General features: G+C 68.2%; 16 protein-coding genes and 1 pseudogene. 9 read left to right on the top strand and 8 right to left on the bottom strand.

Annotated features, from left to right (window positions below):
• Positions 1-109: 109 nt before the first annotated feature.
• Together ACIBB8_RS06450 and ACIBB8_RS06445 are read left to right on the top strand one after the other, a co-directional pair.
• A complete protein-coding gene (locus tag ACIBB8_RS06450) occupies positions 110-517 on the top strand; it encodes an OB-fold nucleic acid binding domain-containing protein (protein ID WP_345514291.1) in 408 nt (135 codons plus the stop codon).
• 3 nt (positions 518-520) lie between these two features.
• Complete coding sequence (locus ACIBB8_RS06445; protein WP_398949293.1) at positions 521-1282, top strand: DUF3159 domain-containing protein; 762 nt, start codon at positions 521-523, stop codon at positions 1280-1282.
• 84 nt (positions 1283-1366) lie between these two features.
• Here the strand turns inward: ACIBB8_RS06445 and ACIBB8_RS06440 are convergent, their stop codons facing one another.
• Positions 1367-2044 carry a potassium channel family protein gene (locus ACIBB8_RS06440; protein ID WP_398949292.1) on the bottom strand — a complete coding sequence of 226 codons (678 nt, stop codon included), beginning with the start codon at positions 2042-2044 and terminating at the stop codon, positions 1367-1369.
• Complete coding sequence (locus ACIBB8_RS06435) at positions 2044-2712, bottom strand: potassium channel family protein (protein ID WP_398949291.1); 669 nt, start codon at positions 2710-2712, stop codon at positions 2044-2046. The genes ACIBB8_RS06440 and ACIBB8_RS06435 overlap by 1 nt, the downstream gene beginning before the upstream one ends.
• 313 nt (positions 2713-3025) lie before the next feature.
• Here ACIBB8_RS06435 and ACIBB8_RS06430 point away from each other — a divergent pair, with 313 nt between their 5' ends.
• The 4 genes from ACIBB8_RS06430 to ACIBB8_RS06415 all read left to right on the top strand — a co-directional run bounded on the left by ACIBB8_RS06430 (position 3026) and on the right by ACIBB8_RS06415 (position 8451).
• Positions 3026-3718, top strand: coding sequence for a GntR family transcriptional regulator (locus ACIBB8_RS06430; RefSeq protein ID WP_398949290.1), 693 nt, complete (start codon positions 3026-3028; stop codon positions 3716-3718).
• A 63-nt stretch (positions 3719-3781) separates the two neighbouring features.
• Complete coding sequence (locus tag ACIBB8_RS06425; protein WP_398949289.1) at positions 3782-4825, top strand: 1-aminocyclopropane-1-carboxylate deaminase; 1044 nt, start codon at positions 3782-3784, stop codon at positions 4823-4825.
• 120 nt (positions 4826-4945) lie between these two features.
• Complete coding sequence (locus ACIBB8_RS06420; RefSeq protein WP_398949288.1) at positions 4946-6991, top strand: APC family permease; 2046 nt, start codon at positions 4946-4948, stop codon at positions 6989-6991.
• Between the two features lie 101 nt (positions 6992-7092).
• Positions 7093-8451: a class I SAM-dependent RNA methyltransferase gene (locus ACIBB8_RS06415; RefSeq protein ID WP_398949287.1), complete on the top strand. Its 1359-nt coding sequence runs from the start codon at positions 7093-7095 to the stop codon at positions 8449-8451.
• A 315-nt stretch (positions 8452-8766) separates the two neighbouring features.
• Here the strand turns inward: ACIBB8_RS06415 and ACIBB8_RS06410 are convergent, their stop codons facing one another.
• The 4 genes from ACIBB8_RS06410 to ACIBB8_RS06395 form a co-directional block, all read right to left on the bottom strand.
• Complete coding sequence (locus ACIBB8_RS06410) at positions 8767-9993, bottom strand: IS110 family transposase (RefSeq protein ID WP_398949414.1); 1227 nt, start codon at positions 9991-9993, stop codon at positions 8767-8769.
• 243 nt (positions 9994-10236) lie between these two features.
• Positions 10237-11262, bottom strand: coding sequence for a transposase domain-containing protein (locus tag ACIBB8_RS06405; protein WP_398949286.1), 1026 nt, complete (start codon positions 11260-11262; stop codon positions 10237-10239).
• A gap of 430 nt (positions 11263-11692) precedes the next feature.
• Complete coding sequence (locus ACIBB8_RS06400; protein WP_398949424.1) at positions 11693-11869, bottom strand: hypothetical protein; 177 nt, start codon at positions 11867-11869, stop codon at positions 11693-11695.
• 182 nt (positions 11870-12051) lie between these two features.
• Complete coding sequence (locus ACIBB8_RS06395; protein ID WP_398949413.1) at positions 12052-12507, bottom strand: gluconokinase; 456 nt, start codon at positions 12505-12507, stop codon at positions 12052-12054.
• Between ACIBB8_RS06395 and ACIBB8_RS06390 the strand changes: the two genes are divergently transcribed.
• Both ACIBB8_RS06390 and ACIBB8_RS06385 read left to right on the top strand, forming a co-directional pair.
• Entirely contained in the window at positions 12423-14747 is a 2325-nt protein-coding gene (locus ACIBB8_RS06390; protein ID WP_398949285.1) for an RHS repeat-associated core domain-containing protein, read from the top strand. The two genes, ACIBB8_RS06395 and ACIBB8_RS06390, sit on opposite strands and share 85 nt — an antisense overlap.
• Entirely contained in the window at positions 14744-15193 is a 450-nt protein-coding gene (locus tag ACIBB8_RS06385; RefSeq protein WP_398949423.1) for a hypothetical protein, read from the top strand. Before ACIBB8_RS06390 ends, ACIBB8_RS06385 begins: the two co-directional genes overlap by 4 nt.
• 65 nt (positions 15194-15258) lie before the next feature.
• On the opposite strand, the pseudogene ACIBB8_RS06380 reads toward ACIBB8_RS06385, so the two are convergent.
• Positions 15259-15405: pseudogene (locus ACIBB8_RS06380) on the bottom strand (IS5/IS1182 family transposase); the annotation flags it as partial.
• 272 nt (positions 15406-15677) lie between these two features.
• Between ACIBB8_RS06380 and ACIBB8_RS06375 the strand changes: the two are divergent.
• The gene (locus ACIBB8_RS06375) at positions 15678-15881 is read left to right on the top strand and encodes an integrase core domain-containing protein (protein ID WP_398949284.1); all 204 of its coding nucleotides are present in this window, start codon (positions 15678-15680) and stop codon (positions 15879-15881) included.
• Positions 15882-16148: 267 nt separating this feature from the next.
• Here ACIBB8_RS06375 and ACIBB8_RS06370 read toward each other — a convergent pair whose 3' ends face one another.
• A complete protein-coding gene (locus ACIBB8_RS06370) occupies positions 16149-16430 on the bottom strand; it encodes a hypothetical protein (RefSeq protein ID WP_398949283.1) in 282 nt (93 codons plus the stop codon).
• Positions 16431-16443: the final 13 nt, after the last annotated feature.

Below are 16443 nucleotides of genomic sequence, written 5' to 3'. Positions count from 1 at the left end.
ACGCGCCGCGCGTACGGGACGGGCATCAAGAACGAGCCTTGCTGGATACCCCGTTCGAGTGAAAGAACGGATATCCGCCCGGACCGCCGTGGCCCGGTACCCTTCGGGTATGAGTGCTGTTCCACGTCCCGAGAAGGCGGAGAGGCCGTCCGGCCGCTTCCGCCGGATGCTCGACCGGCTGTCCAGCTCCCAGCAGGACCTGGAGTCGGAGGAGCTGCAGGAGGACTCGCAGGCATCGGGTTGCACGCGGATCTCCGACTGCACCGACCGCCAGATCGTCAAGGTGACTGGTACGTTGCGGACCGTCACCCTGCGGCCGCGCGCCGGAGTGCCCGCCCTGGAGGCGGAGCTCTTCGACGGCACCGCACCGCTCGACGTGGTCTGGCTGGGCCGGCGCTCCATCGTGGGCATTGAGCCGGGCCGCAAGCTCATCGCCTCGGGCCGGATCGCCATGAGTCACGGGCGCCGGGTGCTGTTCAACCCCAAATACGAACTCCGACCGCTCGGCAAGGAGTAGCCGGTGACGTCTCTCGACAAGCCGACGTCCGACACGGACCGCACCAACCCGACCGCCCAGCAGGAGGCCGACGCCAAGGCGGTCACCGAAGCCGCCCTCTTCGAGGCATTCGGCGGCATCCGAGGGATGGTGGAGACAGTCCTTCCCGGGCTGCTCTTCGTCACGGTCTTCACCATCAACAAGGACCTGCACACCTCGGCCATCGCGGCACTGGCCGTGTCCCTGCTCCTCGTCGCCGTACGGCTGATCCGCAGGGACACCGTCAAGCACGCCTTCAGCGGGGTCTTCGGCGTCGCCTTCGGTGTGGTCTTCGCGATGATGACGGGCAATGCCAAGGACTTCTACCTGCCGGGGATGCTCTACACGCTGGGTCTGGCCCTCGCGTACCTCGTCACGACCCTCGCAGGGGTGCCGCTGATCGGCCTGATGCTGGGCCCGGTCTTCAAGGAGAACCTCTCCTGGCGTACCAGGAACCCCGGCCGCAAGAAGGCGTACGCCAAGGCCAGCTGGGCCTGGGGGCTGATCCTGCTCGCCAAGTGCGCGATCCTCTTCCCGCTCTACTGGTGGGCCGACACCGCGCAGCTCGGCTGGGTCCTGGTCGCCCTGAAGATCCCGCCGTTCCTGCTTGCGGTGTATCTGACCTGGGTCTTCCTCGCGAAGGCGCCGCCGCCGATCGACGTCTTCGCCGAGATGGAGGCGGAGGAGCAGGCCGAGAACGCCCGCAAGGCGGAAGCCGCCGCGGCCGTCCGGCACCACGAGATCTGACCGGTCCGCAACAGCAGAAGGGGCCCGGAACCGTTGCGTACGGTTCCGGGCCCCTTCGGCGTCAAGGAATACGGGACGGCGCCGTCAGTCGCCGCTGACCTCTCGACGCACCGAGAGGAGGTCCTCCAACTGCTCCTCGCGCGCCTGGGCGGCCACGAACAGCAGCTCGTCACCGGCCTCCAGCGTCTCCTCGGAGCTCGGCGTCAGCACCCGCGTACCGCGGATGATGGTGACCAGCGAGGTGTCCTCCGGCCACGCCACATCGCCGACCTGGGTACCGGCCAGCGCCGACTCCGGGGGCAGCGTCAGTTCGACCAGGTTGGCGTCGCCGTGGCTGAAGCGCAGCAACCGGACCAGATCGCCGACGCTCACCGCTTCCTCGACCAGCGCGGACATCAGACGCGGCGTGGAGACCGCGACATCGACGCCCCACGACTCGTTGAACAGCCACTCGTTCTTCGGGTTGTTGACCCGGGCGACGACCCGCGGCACGCCGTACTCCGTTTTGGCGAGCAGCGAGACGACCAGGTTCACCTTGTCGTCGCCGGTCGCGGCGATCACGACATTGCACCGTTGGAGCGCCGCCTCGTCCAGCGAGGTGATCTCGCAGGCGTCCGCGAGCAGCCACTCGGCCATCGGCACCCGCTCCACCGAGATGGCGGTCGGCGCCTTGTCCACGAGCAGCACCTCGTGGCCGTTCTCCAGCAGCTCGCCCGCGATGGAACGGCCCACCGCGCCGGCCCCGGCAATCGCGACACGCATCAGTGACCGCCCTCCTCAGGACCCTCGGCGAAGGCCGCCTCGACCTTCGCGACCTCGTCCGTTCGCATCATCACGTGGACCAGGTCGCCCTCCTGCAGCACCGTCTGCGACGAAGGCAGTATGGCTTCGCCCAGTCGGGTGAGGAACGCCACGCGGACGCCCGTCTCCTCCTGCAATGTGCTGATCTTGTGCCCGATCCACGACGGCGTGGTGTGCACCTCGGCGAGCTGGACACCACCGCTCGGGTCCCGCCACAGCGGCTCGGCGCCCGACGGCAGCAGCCGCCGCAGCATCTGGTCCGCGGTCCAGCGCACGGTGGCGACCGTGGGGATGCCGAGGCGCTGGTAGACCTCAGCGCGCCGCGGGTCGTAGATCCGCGCCGCGACGTTCTCGATGCCGAACATCTCGCGGGCCACCCGGGCGGCGATGATGTTCGAGTTGTCGCCGCTGCTCACCGCGGCGAACGCACCGGCTTCCTCGATCCCCGCCTCACGGAGGGTGTCCTGGTCGAAACCGACGCCGGTGACCCGCCGTCCGCCGAATCCGGACCCGAGGCGTCGGAACGCCGTGGGGTCCTGGTCGATCACGGCGACTGTGTGCCCCTGCTGCTCCAGGGTCTGCGCGAGAGCGGCTCCTACTCGCCCGCAGCCCATGATGACGATGTGCACCTTGCGCCTACCTCGCAGTCCTGGTCGTCCGGCTGACCTGCGAAAACACCCTGCTCACACTCTTTCCTCAGCTTGCCGGGCAAACAACGGGGCAACGTTTTTCGGCGTTGCCCGGGATGAGCTTATGCGGCCGTGGACGCGTTGCCTCATTCGAGTGTGCTTTCACCGTGGCGGTGCCCGCAAAGGAGTGGTAAAGCGGAACGCCGGGGCAGGCGCCCGCCGCAGGCCGCCGGCGTTGTGCACAGCACAGGACTTCGGGCCCCGGGGTTGAACTCTTGAGTCTCGCAGCCGCAGACATCTAACATGTCAATTCATGGAGACTCTCCGACCCGTCCAACGGACTCTGCTGCGGGACACCGCGTACGGGGCCATCCGCGACGCCATCGTCCGTGGCGAGATCCCACCCGGCGCGTCCGTGCGCGACGCCGACCTCGCCGAACGGCTCGGACTCTCCCGCGCCCCGGTCCGCGACGCCCTGTCCCGGCTCACCGGCGAAGGCCTCGTCGAGAGCAAGCCGCAGAGCTATACACGGGTGACACGGCTCGTCCCGCGTGACGTACGCGACGCTGCCGCCGTCGTACGCGCCATGCAGGAACTCGCCGCCCGCACCGCCGTACCCCTGCTCACCGACGCGGACATCACCGCGATGCGCGCGGCGAACGACCGCTTCCGGGCAGCGACGCGGGGCGGTGACGTCGCGGGCGCGCTGCGCGCCGACGACGAGCTGCACGACGTCCTCGTCACCGCCTGCGGCAATCGCGCCGTCGCCGCCACCGTCGAGCGTTACACGCCGCTGATCCGACGCCTGGAATGGCGGCAGTTCGGCACGGAGAGCGCTGCGCACGGCTCGGCCGGACTGCACGACCGGCTGATCGAGGCGTGCGCGGCACGTGATGCGGAGGCCGCCGCCCGGATCACCGCGGAGATCTGGCGCGTCCTCGAAGAACTGGCTGACGAACCCGCTGACGACGAACCCGCCGACGGGACATCGGCCGACGCGCCCTGACCGGCCGACCGCAGGAACAGCAGAAGCCCGCCGAACCCGCTACCCCATGACGTCAGGAGCCCCATGACGACCTCCGCCGCCTCCTCCGCCTCCCTCTCCTCGTACGCCCGCTATCCGCTCCTCTTCGGTCCCTCGCCCGTCCACCGCCTCGACCGACTCACTGCTCACCTCGGCGGCGCCGCGGTCTGGGCCAAACGCGAGGACTGCAACTCCGGCATCGCGTACGGCGGCAACAAGACCCGCAAGCTCGAATACCTCGTCGCCGACGCCCTGACGAAGGGCTGCGACACGCTCGTCTCGATCGGCGGCGTGCAGTCCAACCACACCCGTCAGGTGGCGGCGGTCGCGGCCCGGGCGGGCCTGAAGTGCGTACTCATCCAGGAGAGCTGGGTGGAGTGGCCCGACGCCGTCTACGACAAGGTCGGCAACATCCTGATCAGCCGTCTCGCGGGCGCCGATGTCCGCCTGGTGCGCGCCGGGTTCGGCATCGGCGTCAAGGAGAGCTGGGAGCAGGCGCTGCGCCAGGTCGAGGAGGGCGGGGGACGTCCGTACGCCATCCCGGCCGGTGCCTCCGACCATCCGCTCGGCGGACTCGGCTTCGCGGGCTGGGCGTACGAGGTGGCCGAGCAGGAACGCGAGCTCGGCGTCTTCTTCGACACCGTTGTCGTCTGCTCGGTGACCGGTTCCACCCAGGCCGGCATGGTCGCGGGCTTCGCCGCCATCGAGGAGGCGGGCGGCCGCCCCCGCCGCGTCCTGGGCGTCGACGCCTCCGCCGAGCCCGTTCGTACCCGCGACCAGATCGCCAGGATCGCCGCCGCCACCGCGCAGCTCATCGGCGTACGGCGGGAACTCACCGTCGACGACATCGAACTGGACGAGCGGTACCACGCGGGGACGTACGGCATCCCCGACGACACCACCCTCGAGGCCATGCGGCTGGCCGCCCGTACCGAGGGCATGATCACCGACCCCGTCTACGAGGGAAAGTCGATGGCCGCCACCGTCGACCTCGTGGCGCGCGGCGAGATCGACCGGAACGCCACCGTCCTCTACGCCCATCTCGGTGGCCAACCGGCACTGAACGGTTACAGCGCGCTGTTCTCGTAGGCGTCGAGCGCAAGGATTCCGTTAAGGATTCCGTGGCGCTCTCGGCTATGTGCAGGAGATTGCAAGGCCACGGGGGTGGTGCGTCAGCGGCCTCCATACGGAACGCTTACGATCCTCTGCGTGTCCAAACTGACCGACCTGCCCAAACGGATCCTGATCGGCCGGGCGCTGCGCAGCGACAAGCTGGGGGAAACGCTCCTCCCCAAGCGCATCGCCCTCCCCGTCTTCGCATCCGACCCGCTGTCCTCGGTGGCGTACGCACCAGGAGAAGTTCTCCTGGTGCTGTCCGTCGCGGGCGTGTCGGCGTACCACTTCAGCCCATGGATCGCGGCCGCCGTCGTGGTCCTGATGTTCACGGTCGTCGCCTCGTACCGGCAGAACGTGCACGCCTACCCGAGCGGTGGCGGCGACTACGAGGTCGCCACCACCAACCTCGGCCCCAAGGCCGGTCTGACCGTCGCCAGCGCCCTGCTGGTCGACTACGTCCTGACCGTCGCCGTGTCGATCGCCTCCGGTGTGGAGAACCTCGGCTCCGCGGTCCCGTTCGTCGTCGAGCACAAGACGCTCTGCGCGATCGGGGCCATCGTGCTGCTGACGCTGATGAACCTGCGGGGCGTCAAGGAGTCCGGCAAGCTCTTCGCCATCCCCACCTACCTCTTCGTGGCGGGCGTCTTCATCATGATCGCCTGGGGTGCGTACCGCGGTCTTGTCCTCGGCGACACCATGCACGCCCCGACCTCGGACTACGAGATCAAGCCCGAGCGCGAGGGCCTGGCCGGCTTCGCCCTCGTCTTCCTGCTGCTGCGAGCGTTCTCCTCCGGCTGTGCGGCGTTGACCGGCGTCGAGGCGATCAGCAACGGTGTCCCCGCCTTCCGCAAGCCGAAGAGCAAGAACGCCGGGACCACCCTCGCGATGATGGGGCTGCTGGCCGTCACCATGTTCTGCGGCATCATCGCCCTGGCCATGACCACCGGTGTGAAGATGGCGGAGAACCCGGCGAAGCAGCTGATCCACAACGGCGTGCCCGTCGGTTCGAGCTTCGTCCAGGACCCGGTGATCTCCCAGGTCGCGGCCGCCGTCTTCGGCGACGGATCGTTCTTCTTCATCCTCCTCGCCGCGGCCACCGCCCTCGTGCTCTTCCTGGCCGCCAACACCGCGTACAACGGCTTCCCGCTGCTCGGCTCGATCCTTGCCCAGGACCGGTACCTGCCGCGCCAGCTCCACACCCGCGGTGACCGGCTCGCCTTCTCCAACGGCATCGTGCTGCTGGCCGGCGCGGCCATCCTGCTCACCTGGATCTACGGAGCCGACTCCACCCGGCTGATCCAGCTCTACATCGTCGGTGTGTTCGTCTCCTTCACCCTCAGCCAGACCGGCATGGTGCGGCACTGGAACCGCCATCTGAGTACCGAGAAGGACCCGGCCAAGCGCCGCCACATGATCCGCTCCCGGGCGATCAACACCTTCGGCGCCTTCTTCACGGGCCTGGTGCTCGTCGTCGTCCTCGCCACGAAGTTCACCCACGGCGCCTGGGTGGCGCTGCTCGGCATGGTGATCTTCTACGGGACGATGACCGCGATCCGCAGGCACTACGACCGCGTCGCCGAGGAGATCTCCGCCGAGGAGGTCCCGTCCGACGACACCATGAAGCCGTCCCGGGTCCACTCCATCGTCCTGGTCTCCAAGCTGCACCGGCCCACGCTGCGCGCGCTCGCGTACGCCAAGCTGATCCGCTCCCACCAGCTGGAGGCGCTCTCCATCAGCGTCGACCCGGCCGAGACGAAGGCGCTCAGGGAGGACTGGGAGCGGCGCGGCATCGACATCCCGCTGAAGATCCTCGACTCCCCGTACCGCGAGGTGACCCGCCCGGTCATCGACTACGTGAAGAGCCTCCGCCGGGAGAGCCCGCGTGATGTGGTCAGTGTCTACATCCCGGAGTACGTGGTCGGCCACTGGTACGAGCATCTGCTGCACAACCAGAGCGCCCTGCGCCTCAAGGGGCGGCTGCTGTTCACCCCCGGTGTCATGGTGACGTCCGTCCCGTACCAGCTGGAATCCTCCGAGGCCGCGAAGAAGCGCGCCAGGCGGCGCGCGGACTGGAGCGCTCCGGGTTCGGTGCGCCGGGGCCCCGTGGAACGAAGGACCAAGGAGACCAGCAAGAGCTGACTCTCCGTGCCCGCCGTTTGGTAAGCGGCCGGACACCACCCACGTAGACTTGTGGGTTGTTGTCCGGCCGTTTTTCCTTTGATCTCTGGAGCCACCCCCTCATGCAGAACGAAACCACCTCGTCGCCGGCCGAGGACTCGCAGACCGGGGACTCACTGATCGGCACGGAGTACGAGGTCGAGGTGGGCCCCGTCGCCCACGGCGGCCACTGCATCGCCCGTACCTCGGAGGGCCAGGTCCTCTTCGTGCGGCACACCCTCCCCGGCGAGAAGGTCGTCGCACGGGTTACCGACGGCGCGAAGGACTCCCGCTTCCTGCGGGCCGACGCCGTCACGGTCATCGAACCGTCCAAGGACCGCGTCGAGGCCCCTTGCCCCTACGCCGGCCCCGGCAAGTGCGGCGGCTGCGACTGGCAGCACGCCAAGCCGGGCGCCCAGCGGCGGCTCAAGGGCGAGGTCATCGCCGAACAGCTCCAGCGCCTCGCGGGCCTCACCCCCGAAGAGGCGGGCTGGGACGGCACCGTCATGCCGGCCGAGGGCGACAAGCTCCCCAAGGGCGAGGTGCCCGCGTGGCGCACCCGCGTCCAGTACGCCATCGACGAGAACGGCCGGGCCGGCCTGCGCAAGCACCGCTCGCACGACGTCGAGCCGATCGAGCACTGCATGATCGCGGCGCCCGGAGTCTCCGAACTCGGCATCGAGAAGCGCGATTGGACCGGCATGGCCTCGGTGGAGGCCATCACCGCCACCGGCTCCAACGACCGCCAGGTCATCCTCACCCCGAAGCCCGGCGCCCGGCTGCCGCTCGTCGAGCTCGACAAGCCGGTCTCGGTCCTGCGCGTCGACGAACGCGACGGCGGCGTCCACCGGGTCCACGGCCGCGGCTTCGTCCGCGAACGCGCCGACGACCGCACGTACCGCGTCGGCTCCGGCGGCTTCTGGCAGGTCCACCCGCAGGCCGCCAACACCCTGGTCCGAGCCGTCATGCAGGGCCTGCTGCCGCGCAAGGGCGACACCGCCCTCGACCTGTACTGCGGCGTCGGCCTGTTCGCCGGTGCCCTCGGCCAGCGCATCGGCGAGAAGGGCGCGGTGCTCGGCATCGAGTCCGGCAAGCGCGCTGTGGAGGATGCCCGCCACAACCTCCAGGACCTCGACCGGGTCCGTATCGAGCACGGCAAGGTCGAGCAGATCCTGCCCCGCACCGGCATCACCGAGTGCGACCTGATCGTCCTCGACCCGCCGCGTGCGGGCGCGGGCAAGCAGACGGTGAAGCACCTGACCGGCCTCGGCGCCCGCCGCATCGCCTACGTCGCCTGCGACCCGGCGGCACTCGCCCGCGACCTGGCGTACTTCCGGGAGGGCGGCTACAAGGTGCGGACGCTGCGGGCGTTCGATCTGTTCCCGATGACGCACCATGTGGAGTGCGTGGCGATCCTGGAGCCGGCGGCTAAGGGTGCCTGACCTGCGGTTTTCTGTTTCAGGGTCGTTTCTCGACCTCTTTTACCGTGTGAAACAGGTCGAGCGATCCGGGGCGCTGTGACCTGCGGTTTGGGAGTGAGGGCGCTAGTCGAAGGGCGTCGGGGTGACCGTCTTGCGAACGTTCTTGACGCTCACATGACGCTGGCTTCGATGGCCCGTCGGGCTTACGGACATCAGTGAGACCGGGTGAGACCGGGGCCCCGTGATTCACATGATCCTTGACGTTGCCCGGCGGGCGGACACGGCCTCGTGCCCCGCCCGCCGGACGCGTGTCAGACACCCCATGTCGTTGGGGTGTCAAGCGGGCTGGGGGTAGGCGTGGTGTGACCACGCAGTGGCTTCGTCGTAGGTGGTGCGGGTCTTGAGGCAGCCGTGGAGGATGCCGACGAGGCGGTTGCCGAGCTGGCGGAGGGCGGGGTTGTAGCCGGCCTCGCGGGCTCGTTGCTTGTCGTAGTAGCGACGGGCTCCTGGCGAGGCCCGCAGTGCGCAGAAGGCTTGGGTCTGGAGCGCGTCGGCCAGGCGGTTGTTGCGGACGTAGCGGGCCTGAACGGTGCGGGTCTTGCCGGAGGCCCGGGTGACGGGGCTGGTGCCGGCGTAGTTCTTGCGGGCCTTCGCGCTGGCATAGCGGCTGGGGTCGTCCCCGAACTCGGCGAGCACCCGGGCGCCGGTGATCTCACCGATGCCGGGCATCGAGAGGTAGATCTCAGCGTCCGGGTGCGCCAGAAAATGCGCCTTCACCTGTACTTCCATCGCGTCGATCTGCTCGTTCAGCGCGATGATCAGACGGGCGTGGGCGGTGGCTGCGGCCGCGTAGGCGGCGGTGACCGGCTCGGGCAGGCCGAGCTGCGGCTCGCGCAGGGCGGTCTGGATGGTGGCCGCTTTCGCGTCCCGGTTGCGGCGGCGGTGCCGGGCCAGGACGGCGGTGATCTGGGTGCGGGTCAGCTTCGTCGCTGTTGCCGATGTGGGCGCCTTGATCAGCAGCTCCAGTGCGTCTGTGCTGGTCAAGGTCAGGTCAGCGTAGGCGGTCAGCGCGGCGGGGAAGTACTCCCGCAGCGTGGAGCGCAGCCGCTGGAAGGTGCGGGTGCGTTCCCAGATCAGGGTCTGGTGGGCACGGGCGACAACCTTGACGGCCTGGGCTGCCTCGCTGTCGCCGGCCACCGGCCGCAGCTGGGCCCGGTCGATCCGGACCATGTCCGCCAGCGCGTGAGCATCGCCCTTGTCGCTCTTGGCGCCGGAGGTGCCATAGCGTTCCTTGAACCGGGCGACCTGGCGGGGGTTGATCGCGTAGACCTGGTAGCCGGAGGCGATCAGGGCCTGCACCCACGAGCCGCGGTCGGTCTCGATCCCGACCACGACCTCGGCCGGATCCAGGTCCGCACCTCCGTGGCGGGCGACGAGTTCGTGGAGTCTCGCGATCCCCGCCACCCCCTCGGGCAGGTTCGCGGCGGCCAGCTTCCGGCCGCTCTCGTCCTGGACCTCGACATCGTGGTGATCCTCGGCCCAGTCATCACCGATCAGCAGCAACAGACCCTCCCCAGTCACGTACTTCACCCAACAGCGGTGCAGCCAGCGGAAGGCGCGGCACGCGGCCTAATGGATCCAGTGCTCACGCCCCGCGGGACGGGCACGCCACCCCATCAGCGGTCTGGCCTCCCGGCCGACCAGCAGGGGCACGGTCTGACACCAGAACTCGAACGGTTCCGGCGGCGAAAGTGCTCACCTGCTGGCGGCTACGGAACCGAGCATTCCCCGGTTCCGTAGCTCCCATTAGGCGGCGCGGCCCGACCAGATTTCCCAGTTCTGCGTCTTGACCCACTCGACCGTGGACGTCAGCTGTACGCCGAAGACGCGCTCCGTCGTCGCGGGTTCGGCAGCCAGCAGTTCCTGGTCGCCGGCCGCGACGTGGTGGTAGATACCGGCCACCCCCGCCGCCGACTCTGCGCCGAGCAACTGCCCGAGACCGGCCTCGAAGTCCTCGACACCGAGCGGGAGGTAGCGGACCTCGCGTCCCAGCGCGTTGGCGAACGCCGCCGCCAGCTCGGTGCCGGTCAGTACATCGGCGCCGCCGACGTCCACCGCCCGGCCCACGAGCCCTTCGGCCTCCGTCGCCGCGGCGAGCACCTGCGCCAGGTCCGCGTGCGACATCCAGGCCGCCCGCTGTCCGGCGGGCAGCGGGTAGGCCAGTACGCCGTCGTTGACGAGCGCCGGGCCGTTCCACGGGCTGAAGAGGTTGTCGAGGTAGACGGGCGGCCGGACCGACCCGCCCTTGCCGGTGAAGCCGAACTCAGCTGCGTTTGCTGGGGTGTCGGGGACGTCCAGCGCGGTGCCGTCCCAGGCGACCAGCCGCAGCCCGAAGGCGAACGCGCACGGCGTGAGGGTTGTGGCCAGTGTGCCGCACCGTCGCTCGAACAGCACCTGCAGCGGTTTGTCGCCCAACCGCTGCCGGGCCCGTGTCAGGGCCGAACTGGTAGGCAAGTGCTGCACACACAAGCCCGGCAGATGCCGCAGCTTCTCCGTCAACGTGCGCAGGACCGACCGGTATCCCGGCGGCCCGGCACTGTCGGAGCTACTGAACAGGGACAACGCCAGGACGAAGTAGACCACCGCCCGGGCCGGCAACAACCGGCGGCGACGCTCGCCGCAGCCGGTCAACTCCACGACCTCGTCCACTAGTTCAGGACGGATCTCCTCGGTCAACATGCCGAGACGGACGTGCTCGCCAAAGCGCCGGCCCGAGGGCGCCACCAGCCTGTTCGACGGGGCCTGGCTGCCCTCGGTGATGGCAGACGGCATGCGGACGATGGCACACTGAGCACCCAACGGAGTTCCCTCGCGGACAGTCGGATCTTGGTCGATCTTCTGTCCTGCCGGGAACTCCGTTGCGGTGTCTCGGCCTCCGCCGACACATCACCAGAAGTGACGGATTTCGCAACGTCACCAGGGGTGATTCCCGCCCAAACCCCGCACCATCAAGTGCCTGACCTGCACTGACCCGCTAACTCACCGGCATTGCACTGACCTGCGGTTTTCTAGAGATCGACGGTCCGCTCCGACCTGATTCCGGATAGGCATCACGTGGACGTCGCCGGATGCTCCCGGAGGAGCCGTCTGACCTGTTGTTTCGCTCAGTGTGCGTGATGAACGGTGGGTGCGGTGTCGCAACATCGAGAGGACGTTGCGTAGTAGTCCTTGACGCTCATGTGACGGTGATGCTGATGGGGTATCAGTTGCACGCTTCGCGGATCTTGGGGGTGGCGCCTGGCGCTCGGACAGCCCCGGAGTCGGACGCGGGTGGGCCCTGCCGCTCCTGGTGGATCGAGATGCCCAGATGCCTCGCGATCGCCCTGATCGGCATCTGCTCGGCCCGGTTCAGTCTGCGGATCTCTGCCCAGTCTTCCACGTGAATCACCCTTCCCTCCGACCTTGATCAACACGGTCAGGTTCAAGCGAAGGGAACAAAGTGGATCAGATTTGATGCGCCGTCAGTGAGCCCGTTTTGGGCCATCGCTGAGAGGCCCGATGCGGAGACGCTGCACCGGTATGCCGAGTGATTACGCTGCGGTGTGGAGCCGGGGAAGCAGGTCATTCGCGATCTTCATTCGCCGGCCTGGGCAGGAGGTCCATGGCAGTGTCGGCAATTGCGCCAGGGGTGGGCCCCGCGTCCAGCGAGGCTCCCGGCTCATCTGGTGTGAGGGGTTCGAGCGCAGCGAGCTGCGAGTCGAGGAGCGACTCTGGCATGAAGTGGCCGGTGCGCCGGCTGATCCGTTGTGCCAAGAGGTCGTGGCTGGCGGTCAGGTGCAGGAAGTAGACGTTCGGGCAGGCCGCCCGCAGTGTGTCCCGGTACCTTCGCTTTAGCGCGGAGCAGGCAATCACGCCGCCGCTGCCGGTCGCATTGCATTCGTACAGCCAGCGGCCGATGGACTCCAGCCAGGGGCGACGGTCTGTGTCGTCGAGTGGGACGCCGGCACACCACCACCGCCTACGACTACGAGTACACCACGGGTCTTCCGATGCGGGAGACGGTCCGCAGTGCGGCAGGCGAGCTCCTGCAACAGCGGACGTACGCGTACGACCGCCAGTACCGCCTCACCGAGGACACCACGACCGACAAGGCCGGCAAGGCAGACATCACCCAGAAGAACACCTGGGATCCGGCCGAAAACCTCGCCTCGACCACCACGTCGGGTGACGTCGCGAACCCGCATACGGAGACATACTCCTACGACGAGGCCGACCGGCTGATCACGGCCACGGACACCACGCACGGGACCGGCAGCGACTTCTACCGGGACAAGACCGGAAACCGGACCCGCACCGTCGACTGGACCAAGGACGCCGAGGGCACGCGGACTGACACGGGCACGGCCACAGCGAGGTACGACGCCCGCGACCGTGTCGTCGCCACCACCGCGGGTGGGGCGTCGAGTACCTACACCTACAGCCCGCGCGGCACGCTGGCCTCGACGACCCGTACCGACCAGGACGGCACGAGCGTCACGACGCAGAGCTCGTTCGACGCCTTCAACCAGCTGATCGCCGACGGCGACGCCCGGTACCAGTACGACGCGCTGGGGCGGCTGGAGAGCGCCGCTGGCGAGAACGGTGCGACGCACGCCCGGTTCAGCTACGCGGGAGCCTCCCGTGAGGCCGCAAGCGACGGTACCTTCGCCTACGCGCGTGACCCGGGGGGCACGGCCTTCGCCACCGCGCGCGAGCAGGGCACAGTCCCCGCGCTGCTGACCGCGAACCTGCACCAAGATGTGATCGCGCAGCGCGACACCGGCACCGGCGCCGTCAACGGGGCGCAGGACTACGACCCGTTCGGAAAGACCACTGCCCGGACAGGCGCGGCCTCCGCGTTGGGCTTCCAGGGCTCCTGGACGGACCAAGCGACCGGCCGTGTCAACGCACAGGCCCGCTGGTACACACCCGACACCGGCACCTTCGCCTCGCCAGACACGGCGGATGTCCCGCTGACCGGCGCCGCGTCCGCCAACACGTACGGTTACGGATCGGCCAACCCCACGTCGAATTGGGACCCCACGGGCCACCTGGACTTCGGCATCGACGTCGATATCGACATCGGCAAATGGTTCGGCGCGGTGGCCGACACGGCGGACGACGCGGCACGCGCGGTGGGCGGCTGGGGCAGGGTCGGCCGCACCGCCCGCGGAGTCCTGGGCCGGGTCGGGTCGAAGGCGATCCCGGTCGCCGGGTGGATCCTCCTCGGGTGCGACGCGTACGGCGTCGTGGAGTGGCTGGTCAACCAGGATGGCTCGATGACGCGGGTGAGTGGACCGCAGTACGACCCGGACACCGGCGAGTGCCTGGCCTCCTGCGTCTCACCCACCGGGGCAAGCCCCGAGAAGACACCGCGGCCGAAGGTGAAGAAGCCTGCGCCGAAGCCGGCTCCGGTGCGGGTCACGGGCACCCGCACCACCAGTGCCACCCAGGCGTGGAGCACACACAACACCTGGTACGGCGGCACCTACTTGTACAACCGTACCGACAACTACACATACACGACGGACTACTTGTGGACGTACTACTCCAACGGCGCCTGGACCAAGAAGGTATCCGGCACCTCCTGGACCCACTACTGGAAGATCACCAGCAAGCTCCTGATCGACTGGTCCGACACCGTCGACCCCATCGCCCAACCGGCCCCGCACCGGGCCGTCGCACCGGAGTCCGCCGACCCGGCGACTCCGCACGGCAGCTGCGAGCCAGGCGGGAACCTAGTCGACTGCGCCGCTGCGCAACGCGATGCGCCACTGCCGCCAGGGGGGCTGGCCCCACAGACGCAGGGCGGCACGCCGCCGGGCAGGGGGCCGCCCGACAGTCCGGGCGGCGGAATGTGCATGCCCGAGTCCGGCGGCGAAGGCGAGTGGATCGATCCGAACGACATCAACTTTTCGCAGCGCTCGGTGTCGCCCAATGACTATGTGTCGGCGATGCGTGACGGCACCTGGGACTGGAACCGGCCGGGTACTCCGCTTCGCGTGATCGAACGCAACGGTCAGTTGGTCAGCTATGACAACCGGCGCCTAGATGCCGCACGTGAAGTGAGAGCGGGCGACCCCGACTACCGCGTCCGGGTGGAGCGTGTCGATCCGGATGCTGCCAATCCGGCGAAGTCCTCTGGCATGACCTGGGAGCAGAGCTTTGAACAGCGCATGAAGAAGAAGATCAATCGTGACGAGAACGGCTGCCGGGTACCGTATGAAGGGCTCGACGAGCGCCCCGAAGTCATCAACAAGAAGGGCGGCGGGAAATGAGCCGCATCATCGAACTCTGGGAGGCGGGCGAAGCGCCGGACCGGAGCGGTTTGTACCGGGCCGACGGTTCGGCCCGCGCCATTGAGATCGACGGGCCGGCGCTGTCGTGGTTCGACCTCGGACCATCGTTGGACCTGGATTCCCTGCTGGCCGAGGATCCATGGGCGGTGACGCCGATCGACGTCCATCCTCAGTGTTACCTCGAACTTCCTGACGGGTCCGGCTCCGTGTGCGGTGGTGACGGTGCCCTTGGCTCACAGGGCTTCTTCGCCAGGTTGGATCCTGATGGTCGCCTTGTATGGGTGGCATCCTTGTTTGATTCCAACCCATTCGAGAAGGCGGAGTTGAGCTGGCCAGTGGTCAGGTTCACCAACAACTTGGGCAATTCCATCGCCATTGATCTGCTCAGTGAACCTTTCTCGGTAACATCTCGTGACGATCCGTGAATTTTGTTCAGACCGTGTGGTCCTGTTCCGTCTGCGTGGGTATTCCAGGTAGAGGGGGTGAAGCCCCCGGTGGCGCCAAGTTCGTCGAGCACTGCGCGGTGGAGTTTGGCCCACCCCCGGGCCTTCGACCACTCGCTGAACCGACGGTGGGCCGTTGCCCCTGGCAGCCCGAAACGCTGTCGGCTCTGCTGCCACATACAGCCCGACGTGGCAGTGCCAGGGCGAGCGTGACGGCCCCTCACCCTTGTTGTCTTGTCCATCGAGATCGACGGTGAGGACCGTGGTGAACCTGCCATGAGCTGCTGTCCAGACGGAATCGCGTGACGCTCAACGAGGGGGGCGGGTGGGCGAGGGCGCCCGAAGATGCCGCCTGACCTGCGGGTTTGTAGTCGGTCGGGCGGCTCGACCCGTTTCCGGTCGGCGTCGTCGAGGCCGCAGGCGGCGAAGGCTTCGTCGTCGGTCCACTCGGTGCCCGTGAGACGCCATGGCTGAGGCCCCCAATGGCTCGTTCCAGGCCGAGCTCGTGCACCAAGGCCCCTGGCAGGACGCTGAACAGGTCGAACATGCCGTGGTGCAGTGGGTCGGCTGGTACAACACCGAGCGTCTGCATTCCGACCTCGACCACCTCCCACCCGAGGAATTCGAGGCCGAGTACTGCCGTTGCCTGGGCGCCTCGAGTGCCGCCTGAGAACACACACTGGCCGCTACGAAAGCCGGGGCAGCTCAGTGGGGCATGAGGGCCTTCTGCTGGTCGGTGGTGATGTCGCAATCCACGCCGAACCCAGAAGGCCCTCACTCGTTCAAGACCACCCGACCGTGATCGCTGTCACCAACCTCCGTGGACGGAGCAGCTGGATCGCTGACGGTCCCTGGACAAATTGGGTGTGCGCTGGCAGCGGGCCTCGCCAGGATGATTCCGCCGGGGCCCGCAACGCGTGCTCGGAATGACGTCTGCTCAGAGCAGGCCGCGTTCCATGAACTCGTCTGCCTCCGCCCAGTCGATGAAGCGGCAGGATCCGGTTGTCAGATCGACCGCGACCGGCAGGTTTCCGCCGAGTTGCATGTCCTCGCGTCCGTTGTCGAGGTAGTCGACATGGTCGTAGGGAGCGATGAACTGTTCCCCGTCGGTGAAGCAGTACTCGGGGATGATCCGGACAAGGGAGGACGGACCCCAGGACCTGCTTTCGTCAGCGAGGAACTCTGCAGCCCTGCGCTCGGCCTGTTCCCCGTCAAGCATGTCAGTTGGTCCT

The organism is Streptomyces sp. NPDC051286 (genome assembly GCF_044455345.1).
Lineage (GTDB): Bacteria > Actinomycetota > Actinomycetes > Streptomycetales > Streptomycetaceae > Streptomyces.
The sequence above is the reverse complement of the archived record's forward strand: the minus strand, read 5'-3'. Positions and strand labels throughout refer to the sequence as shown.